This is a genomic window from Rhizobium sp. 05L429 (assembly GCF_056397645.1).
The window spans coordinates 57,577-81,728 of record NZ_JBFTNV010000041.1; the positions used below are offsets into that span (position 1 = coordinate 57,577).

At 60.4% G+C, this 24,152-nt stretch carries 20 protein-coding genes; 8 read left to right on the top strand and 12 right to left on the bottom strand.

Annotation, left to right across the window (positions count from 1 at the left end; translation table 11 throughout):
- Nucleotides 1–53: 53 nt before the first annotated feature.
- Nucleotides 54–1,469 carry a glucuronate isomerase gene (gene uxaC, locus AC1DNW_RS31170; protein WP_477855353.1) on the top strand — a complete coding sequence of 472 codons (1,416 nt, stop codon included), beginning with the start codon at nt 54–56 and terminating at the stop codon, nt 1,467–1,469.
- Complete coding sequence (locus AC1DNW_RS31175) at nt 1,466–2,923, top strand: mannitol dehydrogenase family protein (RefSeq protein ID WP_477855354.1); 1,458 nt, start codon at nt 1,466–1,468, stop codon at nt 2,921–2,923. Before uxaC ends, AC1DNW_RS31175 begins: the two co-directional genes overlap by 4 nt.
- Nucleotides 2,924–3,003: 80 nt before the next feature.
- On the opposite strand, the gene AC1DNW_RS31180 is transcribed toward AC1DNW_RS31175, so the two are convergent.
- The 7 genes from AC1DNW_RS31180 to AC1DNW_RS31210 all read right to left on the bottom strand — a co-directional run bounded on the left by AC1DNW_RS31180 (nt 3,004) and on the right by AC1DNW_RS31210 (nt 11,734).
- Nucleotides 3,004–5,454 (bottom strand): GcvT family protein, encoded by a 2,451-nt coding sequence (locus tag AC1DNW_RS31180; protein WP_477855355.1) that lies wholly within the window; start codon nt 5,452–5,454, stop codon nt 3,004–3,006.
- On the bottom strand, nt 5,455–6,330 hold the full coding sequence (locus AC1DNW_RS31185) for a choline kinase family protein (RefSeq protein ID WP_113298059.1): 876 nt from the start codon (nt 6,328–6,330) through the stop codon (nt 5,455–5,457).
- A 68-nt stretch (nt 6,331–6,398) separates the two neighbouring features.
- Complete coding sequence (locus AC1DNW_RS31190; protein ID WP_113298058.1) at nt 6,399–7,475, bottom strand: sn-glycerol-3-phosphate ABC transporter ATP-binding protein UgpC; 1,077 nt, start codon at nt 7,473–7,475, stop codon at nt 6,399–6,401.
- Nucleotides 7,476–7,491: 16 nt separating this feature from the next.
- Nucleotides 7,492–8,565, bottom strand: coding sequence for a Gfo/Idh/MocA family protein (locus AC1DNW_RS31195; protein WP_477855356.1), 1,074 nt, complete (start codon nt 8,563–8,565; stop codon nt 7,492–7,494).
- A 36-nt stretch (nt 8,566–8,601) separates the two neighbouring features.
- On the bottom strand, nt 8,602–9,480 hold the full coding sequence (locus tag AC1DNW_RS31200) for a carbohydrate ABC transporter permease (RefSeq protein ID WP_018114858.1): 879 nt from the start codon (nt 9,478–9,480) through the stop codon (nt 8,602–8,604).
- A gap of 1 nt (nt 9,481) precedes the next feature.
- Entirely contained in the window at nt 9,482–10,441 is a 960-nt protein-coding gene (locus AC1DNW_RS31205; RefSeq protein ID WP_162748416.1) for a carbohydrate ABC transporter permease, read from the bottom strand.
- A gap of 6 nt (nt 10,442–10,447) precedes the next feature.
- Nucleotides 10,448–11,734, bottom strand: a complete 1,287-nt coding sequence (locus AC1DNW_RS31210; protein ID WP_477855357.1) for an ABC transporter substrate-binding protein — start codon at nt 11,732–11,734, stop codon at nt 10,448–10,450.
- A gap of 208 nt (nt 11,735–11,942) precedes the next feature.
- Between AC1DNW_RS31210 and AC1DNW_RS31215 the strand changes: the two genes are divergently transcribed.
- From AC1DNW_RS31215 to AC1DNW_RS31235, 5 genes are all read left to right on the top strand, one after another.
- Nucleotides 11,943–12,617, top strand: coding sequence for a TetR/AcrR family transcriptional regulator (locus AC1DNW_RS31215; RefSeq protein WP_113298055.1), 675 nt, complete (start codon nt 11,943–11,945; stop codon nt 12,615–12,617).
- 133 nt (nt 12,618–12,750) lie between these two features.
- A complete protein-coding gene (locus AC1DNW_RS31220; protein ID WP_477855358.1) occupies nt 12,751–13,899 on the top strand; it encodes a Gfo/Idh/MocA family protein in 1,149 nt (382 codons plus the stop codon).
- 3 nt (nt 13,900–13,902) lie between these two features.
- Nucleotides 13,903–15,066, top strand: a complete 1,164-nt coding sequence (locus tag AC1DNW_RS31225) for a dihydrodipicolinate synthase family protein (protein ID WP_113307155.1) — start codon at nt 13,903–13,905, stop codon at nt 15,064–15,066.
- 30 nt (nt 15,067–15,096) lie between these two features.
- Nucleotides 15,097–15,927: a sugar phosphate isomerase/epimerase family protein gene (locus AC1DNW_RS31230; protein ID WP_113307154.1), complete on the top strand. Its 831-nt coding sequence runs from the start codon at nt 15,097–15,099 to the stop codon at nt 15,925–15,927.
- Nucleotides 15,928–15,973: 46 nt separating this feature from the next.
- Nucleotides 15,974–17,248 carry a Gfo/Idh/MocA family protein gene (locus tag AC1DNW_RS31235; protein ID WP_113298051.1) on the top strand — a complete coding sequence of 425 codons (1,275 nt, stop codon included), beginning with the start codon at nt 15,974–15,976 and terminating at the stop codon, nt 17,246–17,248.
- A gap of 6 nt (nt 17,249–17,254) precedes the next feature.
- On the opposite strand, the gene AC1DNW_RS31240 is transcribed toward AC1DNW_RS31235, so the two are convergent.
- Genes AC1DNW_RS31240 through AC1DNW_RS31250 form a run of 3 tightly spaced genes read right to left on the bottom strand, consistent with a single transcriptional unit; the run spans nt 17,255 to nt 21,156 of the window.
- Nucleotides 17,255–18,265: a hydroxyacid dehydrogenase gene (locus AC1DNW_RS31240; protein ID WP_113307153.1), complete on the bottom strand. Its 1,011-nt coding sequence runs from the start codon at nt 18,263–18,265 to the stop codon at nt 17,255–17,257.
- Entirely contained in the window at nt 18,262–20,118 is a 1,857-nt protein-coding gene (locus AC1DNW_RS31245; RefSeq protein ID WP_477855359.1) for a DUF2264 domain-containing protein, read from the bottom strand. The genes AC1DNW_RS31240 and AC1DNW_RS31245 overlap by 4 nt, the downstream gene beginning before the upstream one ends.
- Before the next feature lie 9 nt (nt 20,119–20,127).
- Nucleotides 20,128–21,156: a LacI family DNA-binding transcriptional regulator gene (locus AC1DNW_RS31250; protein ID WP_113307151.1), complete on the bottom strand. Its 1,029-nt coding sequence runs from the start codon at nt 21,154–21,156 to the stop codon at nt 20,128–20,130.
- A gap of 158 nt (nt 21,157–21,314) precedes the next feature.
- On the opposite strand from AC1DNW_RS31250, the gene AC1DNW_RS31255 reads away from it, so the two are divergent.
- Entirely contained in the window at nt 21,315–22,598 is a 1,284-nt protein-coding gene (locus AC1DNW_RS31255; RefSeq protein WP_113298574.1) for an ABC transporter substrate-binding protein, read from the top strand.
- Nucleotides 22,599–22,664: 66 nt separating this feature from the next.
- Here the strand turns inward: AC1DNW_RS31255 and AC1DNW_RS31260 are convergent, their stop codons facing one another.
- Together AC1DNW_RS31260 and AC1DNW_RS31265 are read right to left on the bottom strand one after the other, a co-directional pair.
- On the bottom strand, nt 22,665–23,624 hold the full coding sequence (locus AC1DNW_RS31260; protein WP_113307150.1) for a glycosyl hydrolase: 960 nt from the start codon (nt 23,622–23,624) through the stop codon (nt 22,665–22,667).
- A gap of 22 nt (nt 23,625–23,646) precedes the next feature.
- Complete coding sequence (locus AC1DNW_RS31265) at nt 23,647–24,150, bottom strand: DUF995 domain-containing protein (RefSeq protein WP_113307149.1); 504 nt, start codon at nt 24,148–24,150, stop codon at nt 23,647–23,649.
- Nucleotides 24,151–24,152: the final 2 nt, after the last annotated feature.

Consider the following 24,152-nt stretch of genomic DNA (forward strand, 5'->3'; position numbering starts at 1 on the left):
TTGCCGCGCCTCATGATGTGGGGTAGGCCGATATCCATATGGGAGGAAAACTGATGGATGTAGGCAATGGCTTTCTTCATCCGGACCGGCTCTTTCCCGCCGATCCGGCAACGCGGACAATAGCGCGCGATCTCTACGAGACGGTGCGCGGTCTTCCAATCGTCAGCCCGCACGGGCACACCGAACCGTCCTGGTTCGCAGACGACAAGGCCTTCGAAGACGCCGCTTCGCTGCTCGTCATTCCCGACCACTATCTCTTCCGTATGCTACACAGCACCGGCACCAAGCTTGACCAGCTCGGTGTACCGCGTCTCGACGGCAAGACGGTTTCGAGCGGCCGTGATATCTGGCGTGCTTTCGCCGCCAAATACCATCTTTTCCGCGGAACCCCTTCCAGCCTTTGGGTCGATCACGCCATGTCGGCCGTACTTGGCTGCACCGAGCCACTGACGACTGACAACGCCGATGCGCTCTACGACCACATCAATGCGCAGCTAAAGCTTCCGGAGTTCCGACCGCGGGCGCTGCATCAGCGTTTCGGTATCGAAACAATTGCCACGACCGAGGGCGCGCTCGATCCGCTGCCGCATCACCAGAAGATGGCGGCGGACGGCTGGATCGGCAAAGTGCGCACCACCTACCGCCCCGATAGCGTTACCGATCCTGATGCCGTCGGCTTCCGCGACAACCTTGTCAAGTTCGGCGAGATCAGCGGCTGCGACATTACCAAGTGGGACGGGCTGATCGAGGCCCATCGCWAGCGGCGCGCCTATTTCCGCCAGTTCGGCGCAACGGCGACCGACCACGGCGTACCGAGCGCCTTTACCGCCGATCTGCCGCTTACCGAGAAGCAGGCGCTGCTCGACAAGGCACTGAAGGGGCCGCTTTCGGCGGCCGATGCGGAACTTTTCCGCGGGCAGATGATGACGGAAATGGCCGGCCTGTCTGCCGAAGACGGCATGACGATGCAGATCCATGCCGGTTCGCGCCGCAATACCGACCGCGAGCTTTTCGAAACCCGTGGACCGAACATGGGCGCCGATATTCCGACGCGCACCGACTGGGTCGGCGGCCTCAACGCGCTGCTTTCGAAATACGGCCATGCGCCGGGCTTGCGCATCCTGCTCTTCACGCTCGACGAGACGACCTATGCCCGCGAGCTGGCGCCTATGGCCGGCCACTGGGCCTGCCTGATGATCGGCCCGCCCTGGTGGTTCTACGACAGCCCTCTCGGCATCCGCCGTTATCTCGATCAGGTGGTGGAGACGGCCGGCTTTGCCAATCTCGCCGGCTTCAACGACGATACCCGCGCCCTGCTATCGATCCCCGCGCGCCACGACGTCTGGCGCCGCGAGATCTGCCGTTTCCTGGCGCAACTTGCTGTCGAACACCGGATTTCCAGGAAGGAAGCCGAGATCGTCGCGCGCGAGCTTTCCTATGGCAATGCAAAGAAGGCCTATAAGCTGTGAGCGACAGACTGCAGAACGTGACCGGCCTTGCGCCAACTGCGAAGCTTCCTGCCTATGACCGGAATGCGCTGAAAGCCGGCATCCTGCATCTCGGCCCAGGTGCCTTCTTCCGCGCTCATTTCGCGCCCTTCACGGATGGCGCGCTGGCAGCTGCCGGCGGCGATTGGGGCATCGAGGTAGCAAGCCTGCGCACGCCTGATGTTGCGGACAATCTAGGCGCCCAGAACGGGCTCTATACGGCGCTGATCCGGGACACCTCGGGTACGACGGCGCAGGTGATCGGCTCCATCCTGAAAACACATGTGGCGCCACGTGATCCAGCAGGCCTTCTGGCGCGGCTTGAAGACCCTGATATCCGCATCGTCAGCATGACGGTGACGGAAAAGGCCTATGGTTTCGATCCGGCAACGGGTGGTCTCGACCTCAAGCACCCTGATATTGTCGCCGACCTTACCAACCGGCATGCGCCGCGTGGCGTCATTGGCTATCTCGTGGAAGGCCTTGCACGTCGCCGGCAGAAGGGCATCGCACCCTTTACGCCACTGAGCTGCGACAACCTGCCAAGTAACGGTGCCGTGCTGAAGCGCCTCGTGCTGGAATTCACCTCCCGCATCGATACCGACCTGCATGGCTGGATCGAGGCGAACGTGCCCTTCCCTTCGACAATGGTCGACCGCATCACGCCGGCAAGCACCGATGCGACCTACGCCGATGCCAAGCGGCTGACGGGCCGCACGGATATGGCGGCGATCGAGACGGAACCCTTTACCCAATGGGTGATCGAGGACCATTTCGCCAATGGCCGACCGGCCTGGGAGAAGGTTCACGGCGCGCTGATGGTCGAGGAAGTCTCGGCCTATGAGAAGATGAAGCTGCGTATGCTGAATGGTGCGCATTCGCTGCTCGCCTATCTCGGTTATATAGCAGGCTATGAATTTATCCGCGATGTGATGGGTGATGCAGGGCTTGCCGCCCTTGCCCGTCGGCACATGAATGCGGCGGCGGAAACGCTCGATCCGGTTCCAGGCATCGATCTTGACGCCTATGCGGACGAATTGATAKCGCGCTTTGCAAACAAGGCTATCGCGCACCGCACCTATCAGATTGCCATGGACGGCACGCAGAAGCTGCCGCAGCGCCTGCTGGAGCCGGCGACGGAAGCGCTGGCCAAAGGCAGCAAGGCCGAAACCTACGCAATCGCCGTTGCAGCGTGGATGCGCTACGCCATTGGGGTCGACCGCAAGGGCGAACGCTACGAGTTGCGTGATCCGCGGGCGGGGGAGATTGCAGCACTTCTCGACGGTGTGCCGCGCAACGGCGAGGCAGTTTCGAAAGCACTGCTCGACCTGCCGGGGCTGTTCCCGAAGGCGCTTACCGAAAACATCGCCTGGACCGATGATGTGGCGAACAAGCTGGAGATTCTGATCCAGGACGACAGGCTGCCCCTCTATTGAAGGGGTAGCGACCCTTTCCCATCCCTGTGACTGCCGCGGGTATGAGGAAATATGAATGGAATCGGCTCCGTCACAGCCGTTTAAGCCTTTATCCGTTTCATTTCGGGGTCATAAAGCGGCTTCAACGAGATCTTGCAGKGCACCCGTTTGCGGGCGACATCCAGCTCATAAGTGCCGGACAGGACGAAATCCTCCGTCACCCCGTCAGGGTTACGGACATAGCCGTAACCGATCGGCTTGCCGATGGTGTAGCCAAAGCCGCCGCTGGAGAGCCAGCCAACGCGCTTGTCGTCGCGATAGATGGTTTCACGTCCGAGCAGGACGATATCAGGGTCATCGGGTACGAAGCAGGCAAGTATCTTCTTCACGCCACCTTCAAGCTGACGTTCGATCGCTTCACGACCCTTGAAGGGCATGTTCTTCCGCGTCTTCACCGCCCAACCGAGACCAGCTTCAACAGGCGTGTGATCGGGGCCGATGTCGGAACCCCAGGCGCGATAACCCTTTTCCAGGCGGCAGCTCTCGATGGCGCGGTAACCAGCGTTGACGAGGCCGAACTGTCCGTCCGTCGCCATCAGTGCGTCATAGACTGTGGTCGCATACTCGATCGGCACATGCAGTTCGTAACCGAGTTCGCCGACATAAGTGATGCGCAGCGCCCGGACGGGGCAGCCGGCAATGCCGATAGTCTTGACGCGACCGAAGGGGAAGGMGGCGTTTGAGACGTCGCTGGTCGTGACCTTCTCCAGAATGGAACGGGAATTCGGCCCCATCAGCGAGAGCACGGTATAGGCGGAGGTAACGTCAACGAGTTCGGCGTGGAGACCGTCGGGGATGTTGCGCGAGATCCAGTCGAAATCATGCGTGGCAAAACCGGTGCCTGTGACGATGTAATATTCGTTTTCGGCGATGCGGGCGCAGGTGAGGTCGCATTCGATGCCGCCCTTGTCGTTCAGCATCTGCGTGTAGATCAGCGAACCGACGGGCTTTGCAACATCGTTGGCGGCAAGCCAAGACAGCGCCGCTTCGGCATCCCTGCCCTTCAGCACGAATTTGGCAAAGGAGGTCTGGTCGAAAATGACGGCCGCCTCGCGCACCGCCTTGTGTTCGCGGCCGACGGCATCGAACCAGTTCTGGCGGCCATAGGTATAGATATCCCGGGGCTCTTCGTTGGCGAAAAGATCGGCAAACCAGTTCGGCCGCTCCCAGCCAAGTTTCTCGCCGAAGCACGCGCCCTGCGCCTTCAGCCTCTCGTAAAGCGGCGACTTCCGGCAAGGGCGGCCGCTTGCAYATTCCTCAAAGGGGAATGCCGGCGTGTAGTGTTTGCCATAGGCCTCGAGCGTGCGGGTGYGGACCCAGTCCGTATCGAAGTGCGGGCGGCCGAAGCGGCGGATATCGACCGGCCAGAGATCATAGGGCGGCTCGCCCTTCGTGACCCATTCGGCGAGCGCCATACCGGCACCACCGGCCGATGCGATGCCGAATGCATTGAAGCCGGCACCGACGAAGAAGTTCTTCAATTCCGGTGCCTCGCCGAGGATGAAATTGCCGTCGGGTGTGAAACTCTCCGGCCCGTTCAGAAGCTGCTTGATGCCGGCATTTTCGAGCGCCGGCACACGGCCGAGCGCCTGTTCCATGATCTGCTCGAAATGGTCGAAATTACTGTCAAGGAGGGTGTAGTGGAAACCCTCAGGAATGCCGTCCAGGGCCCAGCCAATCGGATTCGGCTCATAACCGCCCATGACGATGCCGCCGACCTCCTCCTTGTAGTAGGTCAGGCGATCGGGATCGCGCAGCGTCGGCAGATTGGAGGGCACGCCGAAGGATTCGGTGATGATGTATTGATGCTCGACTGACACCAACGGCACGTTGACGCCGAAGCGGCTGGCGAAGCTGCGCGTCCATTGGCCGGCGCAGACCACGACGCGCTCGCATTCGATGCGGCCTTGCGCGGTAATGACGGCGCGGATCCTGCCCTTGTCGATTTCGAGATCGAGAACTTCGGTATCCTCGAAGATCGTCGCGCCAGCCATGCGGGCGCCCCTGGCGAGAGCTTGTGTGATGTCAGACGGATTGGCCTGGCCATCCGTCGGCAAGTAAGCAGCACCAACGAGATCGTCTGTTGTCATCAGTGGCCACAGATCGAAAGCTTCCTGCGGGCTCAGGATATGCATTTCGAGGCCGAAGGATTGGGCAGTCGTCGCCTGGCGTTTGACCTCTGTCCAACGCTCCTGATTGCAGGCCAGCCGCAAGCCGCCATTCATCTTCCAGCCTGTGCCGAGGCCTGTCTCGGCTTCCAGCTTCTTGTAGAGATCGACGGAGTACCCGAGAAGCTGGGTGATATTGGCGCTGGTGCGCAACTGGCCGACGAGGCCCGCGGCGTGGAACGTGGTGCCTGATGTCAGCTTCTTGCGTTCCAGGAGCACTGTATCGGTCCAGCCGAGTTTTGCCAGATGATAGGCGGTGGAGCAGCCGATGATGCCGCCGCCGATGACCACGGCCTTTGCCGTCTTCGGTAATTCCTTCGTCATTCAATGATCCTGTTCAAATGCCCGATAGGCGCGCTCAAAACGGCTAAGATTTTCGGCCGTATAGGTTGCGTAGTCGAAATCGATGGCCGAATGGATTTCGGAAATCATGCTCCAAAGCGTCTCGCGCAGCAGCGAGGCGCATTTCATAGCCTGGTAGCGGCGGCGCAGATCATCCGTCAGCGGTCGCTCGAAATAGGTCTCCAGCATGAGCCACTCCGCCTCCCCGGAAAACTCGCTGTTGGAGGCGAGACCACCGAGATCGAAGAGCGGCGTGTTGAAGCCGGCATAGTCCCAGTCAATCAGCCAGAGCCGTTTGCCATCATCCAGGAAATTGGCAGCGAGCAGGTCGTTATGACCGAAGGTGATCTCGAAAGGCCCCGCAGCTTCTTCGAGATACTCAGCTTTCCCCAGCAAGCCATCCAGCAATGGCGCATAAATGCTGTTTGCTGCCTTCAGGTTTGCGACATAGTCGCGGATCACGTGGAAGACCCAGAAGATCATCGCCTGACCGCGAAAATGGCGGGCCATGTCGTAGTGGCAGGTGCGGATCAACGGAATGAGACGAGCAAGCGTTTCCGGCTTGCTTACATCGCCGGGCGATAGCGGCGCGGCGTCGATGAAATCAAGAACCAGCACACCCGGCACGTGATGGATAACGGCAGGCGAGATGCCGGCCGCATGTGCGGCGCGGCTTGCGGCAAGCTCGTTCTGCCTGTTGATATGATGGACCGGAATATCGTTGCCCAGGCGGACGACCCGCCGCAGCGCACCATCTCTCACCAGGTAGTTCCGGTTGGTGAGGCCGCCGGTGATCGGGACTATGTCGATCGGGCCCTGCCAGATGCCAAGCGCATGAATCCTCTCTTCAGGCGTCACGCATATCCCCCTCGTAGCCCTCAAGGATGATGGGCTTGAGAGGGATCAGCTGTCAAGCTGCGGCCATTTCAGATCGTCTTGCCACTCGCGTCGAAAACGTGACAGCGGGCGGGATCGAAGGAGGCTTTCACGTTTGTGCCGCGCTCGACCTTCTGCTGGCCATCGAGCGCGATGGTCAGCGGCTGGTTGTCCGGCGTCGTGGCGTACAGCATCGTGGCGCCGCCGAGGTTTTCGACGAGATCGACATTGACGGTCGAAAGGGCAGTGCCGCCTTCCATCAGGGAGAGATGTTCCGGCCGGACGCCGAAGGTGACGTCCTGGCCCGGCTGACCTGCAAGCCGGCGGCCGAGTTCGATGGAGTTGCCGCAGACATTGATGGTCGAGCCGGCATCGCCAATGCGCTCGATTTTGGCGCTGAGAAAATTCATCTTCGGGCTGCCGATAAAGCCGGCGACAAAGCGGTTGGCAGGATTGTTGTAAAGATCGAGCGGGGCGCCGACCTGTTCGATGCGGCCTGAATTCAGCACGACGATCTTGTCGGCCATAGTCATGGCCTCCACCTGGTCGTGGGTGACGTAGATCATCGTGTTTCCAAGGCTGCGGTGCAGGCGGGAAATCTCCACGCGCATCTGTACTCGCAGTTCGGCATCAAGGTTGGACAGCGGCTCGTCGAAGAGGAAGATACGCGGCTCGCGCACGATGGCGCGGCCGATCGCAACGCGCTGGCGCTGGCCGCCTGATAGCGCTTTCGGCTTGCGTTCGAGCAGCTTCTCGATCTGCAGGATCTGTGCGGCGCGGCGCACTTTCGGCTCGATCTCGGCTTTCTTGTAGCCCGCGGTTTCCAGGCCGAAGGCAAGGTTCTTATAGACCGACATATGCGGATAAAGCGCATAGGACTGGAAGACCATGGCAATGCCGCGCTTTGCCGGCGCCACCTCGTTCATCCGTTCGTTGTCCAGGATCAGCGCACCGCCGGAAATCTCCTCGAGACCGGCGATCATGCGCAGCAGCGTGGACTTGCCGCAACCCGAAGGGCCGACGAAAACGGCGAATTCACCGGGCTCGATCGTCAGGTCGATGCCGTGGATGACATCCAGCTGGCCGTAACGCTTCTCGACCTTCTGAAGAACGACACTCGTTGCCATGTTCCGAAATCCCCTCTTATTTGGTTCTTGCACGCCAGTCGGCGTATTTCGGGCTGTCTGGACCGATCGGCAAGGCGACATCGGCGCCGCTATCGGAGGATTGATAGATGGCCGTGACCAGTTCCAGCGCGCGCCTTGCATCGGCGCTCGTCACCGGAAGCGACCCCTTGCCCATCAGGTAATCATGGAAACGCAGCATCTGCGTATTGAAGCGGAGCGGCACAGGTTGCCAATCGGCGATGACGGCATCAATCCTTGCCTGTACTTCGTCATCGGCAGCGATGATCTGCCAGGGGTCCTGGCCGGGCGCATAGGCTTCATGATTGCTTTCGAAGGTGATGTTCTCGAAGTGCAGCCTCAGCCGACTGATCTCGTTCTGCGAGCCGAGCGTGCAGGAGAGCGAAACAAAGGCGCCATTCTGCATCTGCAGGCTGACCGAGGCGCAATCTTCGACCTCGATCTCGTTGACGCGGGTCGCGACACGGCCGAAGACACGGGTGGCGGGACCGGCGAGATAAAAGAGCATGTCATGCAGATGGAGCGCGTGAGTGACGAGCACGCCGCCGAGTTCGGATGCCCATTTGCCGCGCCAGGGAACGGCGTAATATTCCGGCTTCCTGCGCCAGAAGGTTTCGACCGAACCCATGTAGAACTTGCCGGCGAGACCGGCATCGATGATGCGCTTGGCCTTTTCGACGCCATCGCCATACCGATACTGAAAGATCGGCATCAGCGTGCCCTTGKCGGTCTTTTCGGCCTCGATGATTTCGTCGGCGCCGGCGAGCGAGCCGGTAAGCGGCTTTTCGCAGACGACGTGCTTGCCGGCAGCCAAGGCCGCGATGACCTGCTCCTTGTGGATACCGGGGGGCGTGCAGATATCGATGATGTCGATACTGTCGTCGGCGAGCAGCTCAGCGAAGGAGGTGGTGCGCCGTTCGATGCCGAATTCGTCGCCGATCGACTTCAGGCGCTCCTCGTTCAGGTCGCAGATCGCTGCGACCTTGAACTTGTCCGGATGCGGCAGATAACCCTCGACGATGTGGGAGCGGCCGATACCGCAGCCGATGATCGCGACTGTCTTGATGCTCATGTCATTCTTTCCTGTCTGGCTTTCCTGTCCGATCCATCAACGCTTCATACCGGTCGTGGCGATGCCCTCGATCAGCAGGCGCTGGAAGAACAGGAAGAAGAAGAACACGGGCACGAGTGTCAGAGTCGACATGGCAAACAGTCCGCCCCAATCGGATGCGCTGGTGGAGTCCACGAAGGTGCGCAGGCCGAGCTGGATCGTGTAGGTGTTCATGTCGTTGAGGTAGATCAGCGGACCGAAGAAATCGTCCCAGGTCCAGATGAAGGAGAAGATGGCGGCCGTGGCCAGAACCGGCAGCGACAGCGGCAGCATGATCTTCCAGTAGATGCGCCAGGCACTGCAGCCGTCCATCATCGCGGCTTCATCGAGTTCGCGCGGGATGCCCCGGAAGAACTGCACCATGAGGAAGATGAAGAAGGCGTCGCTGGCCAGGAACTTTGGCACGACCAGCGGCAGGATGGTGTTGACCCAGCCGAGGTCGAGGAAGAGCACATATTGCGGGATCAGCGTCACGTGATAGGGGATCATCAGCGTGCCGAGCATGATCGCGAACCAGAAATTCCGGCCGGCAAAACGTAGCCGCGCGAAGGCGAAAGCCGTCAGCGAACAGGCAATGACATTGCCTGCCACGACCAGCAGCGAGATGACGAGCGAATTCCAGAAGAAACGGCCGAAGCTAATGTCGAGGCCGGTCCAGCCGCGCACATAGGAGGAGAAATCGACCGACGACGGGATGAGCGAGGTCGAGGAGAAGATCTCGTTCTCCGGCCTGACCGACGCCGATACCATCCATAGCAGCGGATAGAGCATCAGCAGAGAGGCGGCGATCAGCAGCGCATGGATGACGAGCGTTGCCGGCAGGCTGCGCTTGGTGATGTCAGATGGCGGCCTGGCCGCAGTGACGGAAGCGGTCATCTCAGTCATCGTAATGCACCCAGTAGCGCGAGGTCAGGAAGGAGAAGGCGGTGAAAATTGCAATGATCACCACGAGGATCCAGGCGAGTGCCGAGGCATAGCCCATGCGGAAATTGCCGAAGGCTTCCTGATAGAGATAGAGCGTGTAGAACAGCGTCGAATTGATCGGGCCGCCTGTGCCGCCGGAGATGATGAAGGCTGGCGTGAAGGCCTTGAAGGCATCGATCGTCTGGACGACGGCGTTGAAGAAGATCACCGGTGTCAGAAGCGGCAGGGTGATCTTGTAGAACTGGCGGAATTTCGAGGCGCCGTCGAGGCTGGCGGCCTCATACATATCCTGCGGGACCTGCCGCAGGCCGGCAAGGAAGATAATCATCGGCGAACCGAACTGCCAGACGGAGAGCGCGACCAGCGTGTAGATCGAATAGCTCGGATGCGAGATCCAGCTCGGGCCGACGATGCCAAAATGAGAGAGTGCAGCATTGACGAGGCCGTCGCTTGCAAAAAGCTGGCGCCACAACACAGCAATCGCCACGCTGCCGCCGAGAAGCGACGGAAGGTAGAAGATCGCACGGTAGACCGGCAGCCCGCGGATGCCCCGGTTCAGTGCGAGTGCGACGAGCAGTGCAAAGGTGAGCTTGAAAGGAACCGACAGCACGACGTAAGTCAGCGTGACGGTCATGGCCGAGGCGAATTTCGGATCGGCCGTGGCGATGCGCACGTAATTTGCCGCTCCTACCCATCCAGGCGCCCTCAACATGTCGAAGTCGGTGAAGGAGAGATAGAGCGAGATCAGGGCCGGGCCGAGCGTCAGGCCGAAGAAACCTACCAGCCAGGGGAGCAGAAAGAGATAGCCGGGAGCATTGGCATTCCACAGCCGCCGGAAGCGTCCGTCAGCCCGTACTCCCTGATATCTTTCAACAGTTACCGTCCCTGCGGACGTGCGCATCGCATTTGTCATATAAGATCAACCCCGCGCGAGAAGTCGCGTGATTTCGTCCACGAGCTGCTTGCCGGCATCGGCCGGAGTAAGCTGGCCGAAAGCGACCTGTTCAGAGATGGTGCGCAACACGACCTGGCCTTCACCAGCGCCGGTCGGCGGCGGGGGCGGAAGCGGGCCTGCGAGATCGCCAAGACCGCTGACATATTCGAGCGGGACCTTGCCGGTTTCATCGAGCGTGCCGGCAACGACGTCACGCATCGCCTTCGATTCCGGAATGCCCCGTTCGACATCGAGAATCTTGGCAGCATCAGGGTTCTTGACGAAAAAGTTGACGTAGTCGACAGCCTGATCGATCACCTTCGACTGGGCGGAGACCGAGAAGAACATCGAAGGCTTGCGGTAGTGGCCGCCCTTCGAGTCCGGCTTGATCCTCATGTAGTTGCTGAGCATCAGCTTGTCCTTGACCATCGCCTGATAGCCAACGAACTGGTTGGAGTGGGCGTAGTCGCAGGCAGCCTTGCCGACGGTCAGCGGGCTGGTGTCGATCGTATCCTTGTAGAGCGCCTGAATGTCGGGCGTTACGCAGGCTTTAGCTTCACGGAACTTGGYCCACATGTCGAACCATTCGGAAGCATCCTCGGCACCGAAAGCGATCTTCGAATCGGCCGTATACAGCGCCTTGCCGCGCTGGCGCAGGTAGTTTTCCAAGAGCGGCTCGCCGCCGCTGCCATCGGCAAAGCCGAAATAGCCCTTGCGCTTGCCGGCCTTGGTGATTTCGGCACCGATCTTGCCGAATTCTTCCCAAGTCGTCTTGTTGGTTGGTACGTCGATGCCGGCTTCCTGGAAGGCGACGGTATTGATGACTGTCGCTGCCGAGTTTGCACCAAGGCTGACGCCGTAAAAGTGGCCGTCGACCTTGCCGCCTTCGATCTGTGCCGGATCGAAATCATCGATCTGCAGTTTCGATGGCATATAGGATTCCAGCGGGGCAAGCGCGCCGCGCCGAGCGTATTCGACGATGTAGCGATAATCCATCTGGATGATGTCGGGCGCGTTGCGKCCAGCCACCTGCGTGGCAAGGCGCGGCCAGTAATCGGCCCATCCGAGGAATTCGCCGGTAATCGAAACGCCGCTATTCTTGGCTTTGAAAAGGTCCGAGACCTTGTTGGTGCGGTCAGCGCGCGGCTGAGAGCCCCACCATATGAGGCGCAGGCGGTTTTCCTGCGCAAAAGCGCTGTTTCCGAGCGCTGACAGCGAAAGGAGCGTGGCTCCGCCCGCCATGAAATTACGTCTGTTTACACGAAAAGTCATATTGGTTTTCCTCCTCCCAACAAGAAGCGCCTCCACACGCTTCCGAATTAGCTATCTTGCAACAAATAACTAATTGGTTACAAGTTATGTTCAAAGCCTCCGGGCTGTCAAGCGGTGTTGGTGGTCCGGTTGCGCCTGCCAATTTGAGTTTTTACATTGTCCCGCTTTAGCCATATGAGCGCAACATGGGGAAAATAGGGGGAATCCAATGAACGACACCGGGGAGAGCGCAAAAAAGAAAATCAGGCGCCCATCCACCGAGCGCACCGCCCAACGCGATCCGGAGCGCACCCGCGCGGCCATTCTGGAAGCCGCTACGCGGGAATTTGCCGAAAACGGCATGGGGGGAGCACGTGTCGATGCCATCGCCGAGCGGGCCGGCACCAACAAGCGGATGCTTTACCACTATTTCGGCGACAAGGAGCAGCTCTATCTGCGCGTTCTCGAGGAGGCCTATGTCGGCATCCGCACCGCCGAGCGAGCGCTGAATATCGGCACCCGCAGCCCGGAGGAAGGCATTGGAGAGCTTGCGCTCTTTACCTGGCGCTACTTCCTGCAGCATCCGGAGTTTCTAAGCCTGCTTGGCACGGAAAACCTGCACCGCGCACGCTGGCTGCGCCAATCCGTTCGGCTCAAGGAGCTGCATTCGCATCTGATCGGCGAACTTTCGCAGGTGCTGGAAGAAGGCAAGAAGGCCGGTGTCTTCATCGAGAGCGCCGATCCGCTGCATGTCTATCTGACAATTGCCTCGCTCGGTTATTTCTATCTCTCCAATCAGTATACGCTTTCGACGATCTTCGGTCGGGACATCATGACGTCAGCCAATCTCGACGCCTGGGAACAGCAAATAGTCCACGTCACGCTCGCCTCGATAAAGCGCTGATTTTCAAAAAACCGAAATGGCTATTGACAGCAATATTCCACTTCTGCCATCAAGTAACTGTTTAGTTACCGGCACGGGAGGGCCGGGCTGACTGCCCACTCCCGACGCGGAAGAGCTCGCAGGGAGAGAACAAATGGCACGCTTGGGGATCATTTTGCACGGCGTCACCGGCCGTATGGGCTATAATCAGCACCTCGTTCGTTCGATCCTTGCCTTTCGCGATCAGGGCGGCATCACGCTGAAATCGGGCGAAAAACTGGAAATCGACCCCATTATCGTCGGCCGCAACGGCGCGAAGATGGAGGAGCTTGCCAAGAAGCATAACATCAAGCGCTGGTCGACGGACATCGACGCCGCGCTTGCCAATCCCGACGATACCGTCTTCTTTGATGCCGGCACGACGCTGATGCGCGCCGAGCTGCTGTCGAAGGCGCTCGACGCCKGCAAGCATGTCTACTGCGAAAAGCCGATTTCCGATGACCTGCAGGTGGCGCTCGACCTCGCCCGCAAGGCGCGCGCCTCCGGTCTGAAACATGGCGTGGTGCAGGACAAGCTCTTCCTGCCAGGCCTGCGCAAGCTGGCGCTGCTGCGCGATTCAGGCTTCTTCGGCAAGATCCTCTCCGTGCGCGGCGAATTCGGCTACTGGGTCTTCGAAGGTGACTGGGGCGTTCCGGCCCAGCGCCCCTCCTGGAATTACCGCAAGGCCGATGGCGGCGGCATCATCCTCGATATGCTGTGCCACTGGCGCTATGTGCTCGACAATCTCTTCGGCGAAGTGAAGTCCGTTTCCTGCCTGGGCGCTACGCATATTCCAAGCCGTATCGACGAACAGGGCAAGCCCTACGACTGCGACACCGACGATGCAGCCTATGCGACTTTCGAGCTGGAAGGCGGCGCGATCGCGCAGATCAACTCGTCCTGGGCGGTTCGCGTTCGCCGCGACGATCTCGTGACCTTCCAGGTCGACGGCACGCATGGTTCTGCCGTTGCCGGCCTGACGAAATGCTGGAGCCAACATCGCGTCAATACGCCGAAGCCGGTCTGGAACCCGGACCAGCCGCAGACGATCGACTTCTACAAGACCTGGGACGAAGTGCCGGATACGCAGGCCTTCGACAACGGCTTCAAGGCGCAGTGGGAAATGTTCATTCGCCACGTCGTCGAGGATGCTCCGTGGCCCTACGGCCTGGAAGCCGGCGCCAAGGGCGTGCAGCTTGCCGAACTCGGCCTGAAATCCTGGGCCGAGCGCCGCTGGCTCGATGTTCCCACGCTGGAGTTCTAAGCCGTGACGACGATCAATCTTCCCCTCGACGGCAAGATCGCTCCTTATACGCTGACCGGTGCGCCGATCGAGCTTAAGAAGCGGGACGCCAAGAGCTTCCCGCGCATCGCTTTCGCCGCCGCTCATGTGGTGGCCGATCCACTTGCCGACAATGATCCGTGGCTGACRCCGGCGATCGACTGGGAACGGACACTCGCTTTCCGCCATCGCCTGTGGGATCTCGGCCTTGGCGTCGCCGAAGCGATGGATACGGCCCAGCGCGGCATGGGCCTCGGCTGGCCGGAAGCCCGCGAGCTGATCCGTCGCGCGCTTGCCGAAGCGGCCGGCCGCAAGGACGCGCTGATTGCCTGTGGCGCCGGCACCGACCATCTGGCACCTGGCCCCGACGTGACAATCGACACGATCATCAGGGCTTACGAAGAGCAGATCGAGACGGTGGAAGCCGCCGGTGGTCGGATCATCCTGATGGCAAGCCGCGCGCTTGCCGCCGCCGCCAAGGGGCCCGACGACTATGTCAAGGTCTATGACCGGATCCTTCGCCAGGTAAAGGAACCTGTCGTCATCCACTGGCTCGGCGAAATGTTCGACCCGGCGCTTGCCGGATACTGGGGCAATGGCGACCATCTGAAGGCAATGGAAACCTGCCTGCAGGTGATCGAAGCCAATGCAACGAAGGTCGATGGCATCAAGATCTCGCTCCTGTCGAAGGAGAAGGAAGTGACGATGCGCCGGCAACTGCCGAAGAGCGTGCGCATGTATACCGGCGACGACTTCAACTACGCCGAACTGATCGCCGGCGACGAGCAGGGCCATTCGGATGCACTGCTCGGCATCTTCGACGCCATCGCGCCGGCAGCTTCCGCTGCGCTCGACGCACTCGGCCGCAAGAGTAACCACGAGTTCTTCGACCTGCTCGAGCCGACCGTTCCGCTGTCGCGCCATATCTTCAAGGCGCCCACCCGTTTCTACAAGACCGGTGTCGTTTTCCTCGCCTATCTCAATGGGTTGCAGGATCATTTCACGATGATCGGCGGCCAGCAGAGCACGCGTTCCCTGACACATCTGTCGGAGCTTTTCCGCCTGGCCGACAAGGCTCGGGTTCTTGCCGATCCGGAACTCGCAACCGCGCGCATGAAACAGGTGCTTGCCATCAACGGCGTTCACTGATCACCGGCACGGCAATGGGAGGGGAAAGACATGCAGGTCGAGGGACTTTCGATCAACCTTGCGACGATCCGCGAGCAATGCGGCTTTGCCGAAGCCGTCGATATCTGCCTGAAACACGGCATCACTTCGATCGCGCCGTGGCGCGATCAGGTTGCCAAGGCAGGCCTCGACGAGGCGGTGAGGATCGTCAAGTCGAACGGTATCAAGCTGACGGGGCTCTGCCGTGGCGGCTTCTTTCCGGCCGCAAACGATGCCGACTGGCAGAAGAACCTCGACGACAACAGGCGCGCCATCGATGAGACGGCAGCGTTTTCTGCTGATTGCCTGGTGCTCGTCGTCGGCGGATTGCCAGGCAGCTCAAAGGATATCGTCGCGGCCCGTCAGATGGTGTTCGACGGCATTGCCGCCGTGCTGCCGCATGCGCAGGCTGCCGGTGTGAAGCTCGCCATCGAGCCGTTGCATCCGATGTATGCCGCCGATCGTGCCTGCGTGAATACGCTCGGCCAGGCGCTTGATATGTGCGAAGAGCTCGGCGAGGATGTCGGCGTCGCCGTCGATGTCTATCACGTCTGGTGGGATCCCGATCTTACCAATCAGATTGCCCGCGCCGGACGCTTGAAGCGTATCTTTGCCCATCACATCTGCGACTGGCTGGTGCCGACCAAGGACATGCTGCTTGACCGCGGCATGATGGGCGATGGCGTCATCGATCTCAAAGGCATAAGACGGATGGTGGAGGCTGCCGGCTTCTTCGGCGCGCAGGAGGTTGAAATCTTCTCGGCTGAGAATTGGTGGAAGCGCCCTGCCGACGAGGTGATTGCCACCTGCGTCGAGCGCTTCAGGAACTGCTGCCAGGTTTAATTTTAAAGTCCAATCGTTTCATCACGTATGAAGGAGGAATCATTCGATGGAGAAACGCCGTTTTGCCCTGATCGGCACCGGTAACCGCGGCACCACGATGTGGGGCAAGGATCTCTTGGCGGGCTGGCGCGAGCATGTCGACCTGACCGCAATCGTCGAGACGAATTCGCTGCGCGGCGAGCGTGCCCGCACCATGATCGGCAGTAATGCGCCGCTCTACGAAAACATCGATTCGATGCTGACAGAGCAAAAGCCGGATCTGGTCATCGTCTGCACGCCCGACCATACGCATGACGACATCGTCGTGCGTGCCTTGGAATCGGGCATCGACGTCATCACCGAAAAGCCGATGACCACTTCGGTGGAAAAGATTCGCCGGATTCTGGATGCCGAAAAGCGCACTGGCCGCCGGGTCGACGTCTCATTCAACTATCGCTATGCGCCGACGGCCGCCAAGATCAAGGAACTCTTGAATTCGGGGGAGATCGGCCGCGTCACCTCAGTCGATTTCCACTGGTATCTCAACACCAAGCATGGCGCCGATTATTTCCGCCGCTGGCATGCCTATACGGAAAATTCCGGCAGCCTCTTCGTTCATAAGGCGACACATCATTTCGACCTTCTGAACTGGTATCTCGACAGCGATCCTGATGCCGTGACCTCTTTTGCCGACCTGCAGAATTACGGCCGCAAGGGGCCTTTCCGCGGCCCGCGCTGCAAGCTCTGTCCGCATACGCAGGAATGCGACTACTATCTCGATCTCGAAAAGGATCCCTTCCTCGATACGCTCTATGAGGACCCCTCGAAGATCGATGGCTATTTCCGCGACGGCTGTGTCTTCCGTGAAGATATCGACATTCCCGATACGATGGTCGTTTCGCTCCGCTACCGAAACAATGTCCACGTCTCCTATTCGCTGAACACGTTCCAGCCGATCGAGGGACACCACCTGGCCTTCAACGGCACCAAGGGCCGCATCGAGATCCGCCAGTATGAGGCGCAGCCCTGGGAGGAGCCGCGGGAGGATACGATCCTGCTGATCCGCAACTTCCCGCATGGCAAGGAGGCGGTGGAGCGCATCACAGTGCCGCATTTCTCCGGCGGCCATTACGGCGGCGACGACCGAATGCGCAACATGATCTTCAAGCCCGACATGCAAGACAAGCTCGCGCAGCGGGCCGGCACGCGCGCCGGCGCCATGTCCGTGCTTTGCGGCATCGCGGCCCTGACAAGCTCGCGCACTGGCAAAGTCGTCAATATTTCCGACCTTATGCCGGAACTTGCCAATGACGGCTCGCCCAACTCGCTGAAGGCGTCATAAGACGCCTCAGGCGATGTTTTCGAGACTTTCGAGGGTGAGCCGGTAAAGCAGGGGTTCGCCCTGGATGAAGCGTTCAGCTTCGTCTGCCGCCATTTCACCGAGGCGGGTGCGCTCCAGGCCGACTGCGCCAGCAATATGCGGCGTCAGGAAGACATTCGGCAGATCGTAAAACGCCGATTCCGGTCCCGGTATCTCGGGATCGGTCACATCGATGATGGCGTCGATTCGTCCGGTTTTCAGCACATCAAGCAAGGCATCCTCATCGATCAGCACGCCACGCGCGGTATTGATCAGTGTTGCCCCATCCTTCATCAGCACCAGCTTTGCGGCATCGATCATATGCCGGGTGGAGGGTAGCGACGGGGCGTGAATGGAGACGATATCCGACTGGCGCAGGAGATCGTCGAGTTCGACCTTCCGGGTGCCCATGGCACGTGCCTGGTCCGGATCGACGGTCGGATCGAACAGCAGCACCTGATAGTCGAAGGGCATCAGCAGATCGATCACGCGGCGGCCGATGCGCGAAGCGCCGATGATGCCGACCGTGCGGCGATAATTGCCGATAGCCTGGCTCTGCATCGGATGCGTACGGTCGCGATTGCGATCACCGACATAGAGGTCACGGAAGCGGAAGACATGTTTGCCGGCAAAGATGATAGCGGCGAGCGTAAATTCGGCGACCGGTGCGGCATTGGCCTCAGCCGCGTGGCTGACGGCGATGCCGGCATCGAAAATCTCGGCATCGATAAGGCCTTTTACCGTCCCAGCCGCATGAACGACAAGTTTCAATTTCGGGGCAAGGGCCAGAACCTCACGGCCGACATAGGGCGCGCCCCATCCCGTGATCAGGATTTCCGCCTCGGAAAGCAGCCGTTTCGCCCGCTCGTCATCGAAGCGCTGGAGCGGTTCGGCATCAAGCAGGCGCCCAATACCATCCAGCCGGCGAAGAACCTCCTCGGGCAGCACATGCTCCGTGCGGGAAGGCTGCATGGCGAGGACGATGGCAGGACGGTTCATCGCATATGTCCCGGCGCTTCGATGGCGCTGACAGTGATGCCCTTTTCGCTGACCAGCTTTTGAAGGGTGGCGATATCAGGCGCTTTCGGCGGCGTGGTCCATGCCCCCGATACGGCAGCCGGATCGTTCAACGCCAATACGGCCGTGACCAGAACCGTTTCGCCCGCCGGAATCTCACCACGGAGTTGAGGCACGAGCGTCTTGGAAACGATCAAGTTGGTATTCGGCAGTGCCTTCTGGACAAGGCCGTTTCGCTTGATCGAAGAACCGAGGTCAACGATGCCGGTGAAATCCATTTCGCCGATCGCATGAGCAGAGCCTTCGGTCCCCGAAAGCGTGTCTGCATCGAGATCGCGCTTGGCAATCGCGAAGCCGCCTTCTGCCGTCTGCAKCGGGCGTGGTGTTGTGATGCGGTGAACGCGGATATGCCACGGGGCCGATGGCACGAGCCAGGTTTCGACCTTCACGTCCCTGAAAGCCGACCATCTGGAGTAAAGGATGTTGCCGGCGATCTTCGCTTCTTCATTGGTTTCGCGGACGCGGTAATGCAGGCCGTCATCACTGAAGGCGAGCGCGGAATCGAAGGCGCCAAGTGCGAAGGCTCGCTCGTCGGCCTCGACGCTAAACCCATAGCGGGCAGAATAGGCGAATTTTGCGTATTTCTCCGTGCCAAACCGCATCTGCAGGTTCTCCTGGCCGGAAGACAGCGCCACGACATCATCGCCGGCGCGCATGAGCACCATGCCCGGATGACGCTGCGGAACGACCTCGGGGGCTTGCTCAGGCGCCTTTTCTTCTGCCGTCCAGAAAGGGTGATCCTCGGCAATGGCAAGCGGCAGGAATGCCTTGAAGGCCCAGTAGGGAGAGCCGGCGGAATTATAGCTCTCCGACATCAGGAGGTTCGGATAGCCGAAGCCGATGGAGAGCACGCCGTCGTGGCTGGCAATCGGCTTGTCCCGCCACCAGCGCAGATGCTCGAGGCAGAGATGTTTGATCTCTCCCCAGGGCAGCGCCTCCAGATCGGCAAAGGCGAGCGCCGACCAGAACCCTGCGCATGCGAAACGATAGGTCAGGCTGCGGCCGAAGGGAATGGTGGCGCCGTCAGGCGCAAACCAGTGACGGAAATCCTTGGCGAACAGGACGGCGCGCTCGCGGTAGCGCTTGGCGTATTCATCGTCGACCAGCTTGGAATAGATCAGGCCATAGAAATGCATGGCAAAGGGAATGTAGTGGTCGATACGGCGAATATTGCCGTCGCGATACCAGCCGTCGCCGATGTAGAAGCCTTCCAGCTCTTCGAGATATTGCTTCGTCAGGCTACGGTCGAAATCGGCGCCGAGGCGGTCGAGGGCAATATCTACGAAGATGCGGAAGAATTTCCAGTTGTTGTCGGCATAGTCGAACTGCCGGACATGCTTGAAGTAAGCGACGATGTTCCCGCGGGCGCGTTTGTCGAGCGGCTCCCAGATCTTCTCTGGCACCAGCGCCAATGCAAAACCGAGGGCTGCCAGTTCCACCATACGCTGGTCGCGAGCGTTGACCGTACCCCAATATTCCGGATGGGACGGATCGCAGCCATTCGCGAGACCCTCGGCAAAGCGGTGCCAATGGGCGAAATCATTCTTGCCGGCGCCGAGCGGCGCAAGCCCCCAGAGCGGCCGCGCAAAACCTTCGAGATCGGCAGCGGCCCGGTCGAAATGAGCGCCGGCGCCGTCGAGCCGGACGCGAGCATTGCCATCCGAGAAGAAGGGAAGCAGCGGATCGAAGAGATCGTTGACGGCGCGGATCATATCAGACCGCGTCTTCAGCGGATTGCCTGCAAGCGGGTTGGCGCTGGCGGGATCATAGGTCATCGGCATCACTCACAGCTTGTCGGTATTGGGAACGGTGCCCCCAACGACAGGAATGACCGCCTGGCAGATGTGCCGGGCGGGAGCAGTCCTGTCGCGGTAGCGGGACATCATCAGGGAAACGGCCTCGCGGCCAAGCGCTGCGCGGTCKACGCGCATGGTGGAAAGCCGGGGATTGGTCATGACGGCGCAGGGAAGATCATCGAAGCCGACAATCGCAAAATCCTCGGGAACCCGAAGGCCCGCTTCCGTGACGGCTTCCAGCACGCCGACGGCGATGAAATCATTCATGCAAAAGGCCGCCGTATAACCCGGATCCTCCGCGAGCATTGCGACCGTTCGCTCATGTGCCTCGCGGCTGGCGCTGCCCTGGAAGGTCAATGGAACGAGGCGACCCTCGGCCCCGGGAACCGCGGCAATGGCCGCTTCGAAGCCGCGCACGCGTTCGCGGATCGTGTGGCGGTGCGAGCCGGTCAGATGCAGGATGCGGCGATGGCCGGCTTTCGTTAGCCGACTCGTCGCCTCGTAAGCGCCGAAGAAATTGGAAGGTGAAACGCCGTCGAGGCGCAGTCGCGGATCGGTGCCGTTGACGAGAACGGTGGGCATTCCGGTCTCTTCCAGCCACGCCCGTAACGTATCACTAGGATCGATGCCGACGAGGAAAAGCCCTTCGGCTTCAGCCGTCTGCATATATTCGCTGACCACGTCGGGCGTGGTGCGGTCCTCCCGCACGAGACGCACCTCAAAGGGCATGCCGGCTTCGGCCGCACCGGCGCGGAGGCCTTCCACAATGGACTCGTAGAAGACGCTCAGACCGCCCGTCGCCCCATCGCTCGCAATCAGGGCAAGCCCGCCGGCAACATTTTCCGACGTGACCTTCACCGGATAGCCGTGTTCGGCAGCGACTTTCAAAATATGCCGGCGCACACTTTCGCTGATGCCGGGCTCATTGGCGAGCACCCGCGAGACCGTTGAAACGGACACGCCAGCCAGGCTGGCAATATCGGCCTGGCGCGGCCGCCTGGTCTTGCTCTCATTCATTCTGATTTCATTCATGCGGCAAATATTATGCAAATTACGCAAATTTGCAAGATAATCATAATTTCTTGCAAAGAGAAATTTTTTGCGTACTCTAGCCGCCGGAACGCCTGGAAAGACCATTGGAGGATGGCACCGGGCATCAGACACAGGAGGAAATCATGCAGGTCAATCGCCGTTCATTCTTGATGGGAACCGCAGGCGCCGCGGCCGGCCTCGCCTTCGGCGCCGGCAGCTCGATCCCCGCATTCGCCGAGGATGCTTCGCTCCGCGCCATGTGGTGGGGCTCGAACGACCGCGCCAAACGCACGCTCGATGTCGCCAAGCTCTACCAGTCGAAGACGCCGGGCGTCAGCATCGTCGGTGAATCGCTGGCCGGTGATGGCTACTGGACGAAACTCGCAACGCAAATGGCCGGTCGCGCGATCGCCGACGTCTTCCAGCTTGAGCCGGGCACGATCTCGGACTATTCCAAGCGCGGCGCCTGCCTGGCGCTCGATGAGTTCGTGCCTTCGACGCTGAAGGTCGATAGCTTCGGCGCAGACATGCTGAAACTGACAACCGTCGACGGCAAGCTCTATGGCGTGGGCCTCGGCCTCAACTCCTTCGCGATGTTCTACGACACCGTGGAATTCGAAAAGGCCGGCATTCCGCTGCCGACACCCGATCTCACCTGGGATGAGTATGCCAAGCTCGCCGTAGAGCTCGGCAAATCCTCCAGCAAGAGCGGCCCCTACGCGGCACGTTACACCTATGTCTTCGACGCCTGGCTGCGCCAGCGTGGCAAGAGCCTCTATGACAAGGAAAGCCCAACCCTCGGCTTCACGGTCGATGACGCCAAGGAATGGTTCGATTACTGGGAGAAGCTGCGCAAGGCCGGCGGCACCGTTGCTGCCGACGTGCAGACACTGGACCAGAACAAYATCGACACGAACTGCCTCACCCTCGGCAAATCGGCCATCAGCATGGCCTATTCCAACCAGATGGTCGGCTACCAGCTGATCATCAAGAACAAGCTCGGCATCGCCATGCTGCCACGCGAGAAGAAGGGTGGTCCGTCGGGTCATTATTATCGTCCGGGATTGATCTGGAGCGTCGGTGCCACGACGAAGCAGGGCGAGGCAGCTGCAAAATTCATCAGCTTCTTCGTCAACGATCCGGAAGCCGGCAAGATCCTCGGCGTGGAGCGCGGCGTGCCAATGTCGCCGGTGGTGCGGGAAGCCATTCTGCCGCAGCTCAACCCGACGGAGCAGGAAACCGTCAAATACATCAACCTGCTCAAGGACCAGGTTGGTGACTATCCCCGGCCGGCACCAATGGGTTCCACCGAATTCGACCAGCGCGTCCTTCGCCCGACCTGCGACGAACTCGCTTTCGAGCGCATCACGGTTGCCGATGCCGCGCAGCAGCTTGTCGAAACCGGCAAGGCCACCATCAAGGGCTAATCATAGCCCATATGAACGCGCGAGAAGGCCCGCCACCGGCGGGCCTTTCTTTTGGATTATACCGGCTCAGTTGCTCGCATCCTCTATAACGCGCCAGTTGGGTCTGCCGAGATTGAACGGCCAGGCGTGCACCTCGCGGTCATTGAAATAGACGACCTCCTGAAGCTCAGGAAAGTCGCTCTGTTTCATCGTCGCGGTCTCCATCCACGGCTTGATGTAGACGTCACCGCCCTCATAGCCGAGCTCGGCAACCCAGATGGGCTTGTGATACAAGGCGACAAGGTCGTAGCCAGGCTTCAATGCCTCGGTGAAGGTTCGCGGGCCGTTGTGAGCGATCTTGTCGTAGGCCTCCAGTCCGAAGACCGAGAGACCCACGAAATCCACGTAGGTGTCGCCGGGGTAGTAGGCATTGAGGCCGGGCTCTCCCTTGGGCGACCACATGAGCCTCGTACCGGGCGCTTCTTGCCGCACGATATCCATCATGCGCCTGTAGGCAGCGATATAGTCCGGAGGATTCCAGCCGGACCAGGAAAAGCGGCCGGATTTGTCTTCCATTTCCTGCCCCCAACGGACGATAACCGGGCTCTTCAACTCGGCGATCATTTTGGCAATCGCGCGCATGTTCGCATCGAAATCGCCGCGGAGCAGCTTTGCGCGAAGCTCCGTCGAGGTCAGCCGCCAGCCCACATCCCACGACCAGGGTTCCACCGTGATCAGCAGGTTGCGACCTCTCGCCAGCGCATAGGCATCCGCCAAGCGCAGCGTTTCGAGATCGACGTCTTCCCACGGAAGGAACAGGTGCTCCGTCGTTACGCTCTGCTGCGCGCCGAAATCGCCATGCGGATCGTAGGCACCGAACTTGATACCATCGGCGTGAATAGTGGGCCGCTTGTCGGTGATCGTCTGCGCACCCGCATTCATGACGGCGGTGGCGTTCTGCGCCTCGCTTCGATGCGAAAGATCGGCAACTCCAACCAGCAGCATTGCTATCGCTGCAGTCGAAATTCTCTTCGCCGGGGTTTTCATGATCCTATCCTCCGCCCTCCGGCTATTTGCCGGTCGCAAGAACCTGTTTCAGCTCCTTGGCTTTCAGGCTCACCGTATCTGCCGGAACCAGCTTCCGGAACTCATCGTCGGGTTTTGCGGAAGCGTGCCGGAACACGTACCAGTCCCCGTTCGGCTGACGCCGCTGATAGATCGTGTCGCCGATCTTGCGGTGGCCGAAGCAGGTACTGGCACGTGCCGCCCCCTCATTATTGGTCCAGGTAGCCCGCATGCACATCTGACCGAAATCGTCGACGAACCAGCGGCCTTCGGCGAAAGACTGCTTGCCGCCATCGTTGACCCAGGCGACGAAACGCCTGCCCTCGCCGATGAAACGGCCACCACCGGTATCCCAGGTCCAGGTCCTGTCGGCGTAGATCGCGTAGAGCTCGCCGGCGTTAAGCGGCGCCGGTGCTTTTTTCTGTTCCACTGCGAGTGCGCTCATCGGGAAGACAAGGCCGAGGCACAGAGCCAGCGCTCCTCCCGTCAATCGTGTTGCCATGCTCATTT

Excerpts from the sequence above, each read along its gene's own strand:
- AC1DNW_RS31205 (WP_162748416.1), bottom strand. The coding sequence starts at position 10,441 with ATGACAAATGCGATGCGCACGTCCGCAGGGACGGTAACTGTTGAAAGA.
- AC1DNW_RS31235 (WP_113298051.1), top strand. The coding sequence starts at position 15,974 with ATGGAGAAACGCCGTTTTGCCCTGATCGGCACCGGTAACCGCGGCACC.
- AC1DNW_RS31240 (WP_113307153.1), bottom strand. The coding sequence starts at position 18,265 with ATGAACCGTCCTGCCATCGTCCTCGCCATGCAGCCTTCCCGCACGGAG.
- AC1DNW_RS31215 (WP_113298055.1), top strand. The coding sequence starts at position 11,943 with ATGAACGACACCGGGGAGAGCGCAAAAAAGAAAATCAGGCGCCCATCC.
- AC1DNW_RS31230 (WP_113307154.1), top strand. The coding sequence starts at position 15,097 with ATGCAGGTCGAGGGACTTTCGATCAACCTTGCGACGATCCGCGAGCAA.
- AC1DNW_RS31190 (WP_113298058.1), bottom strand. The coding sequence starts at position 7,475 with ATGGCAACGAGTGTCGTTCTTCAGAAGGTCGAGAAGCGTTACGGCCAG.
- AC1DNW_RS31265 (WP_113307149.1), bottom strand. The coding sequence starts at position 24,150 with ATGAGCATGGCAACACGATTGACGGGAGGAGCGCTGGCTCTGTGCCTC.
- AC1DNW_RS31260 (WP_113307150.1), bottom strand. The coding sequence starts at position 23,624 with ATGAAAACCCCGGCGAAGAGAATTTCGACTGCAGCGATAGCAATGCTG.
- AC1DNW_RS31200 (WP_018114858.1), bottom strand. The coding sequence starts at position 9,480 with ATGACCGCTTCCGTCACTGCGGCCAGGCCGCCATCTGACATCACCAAG.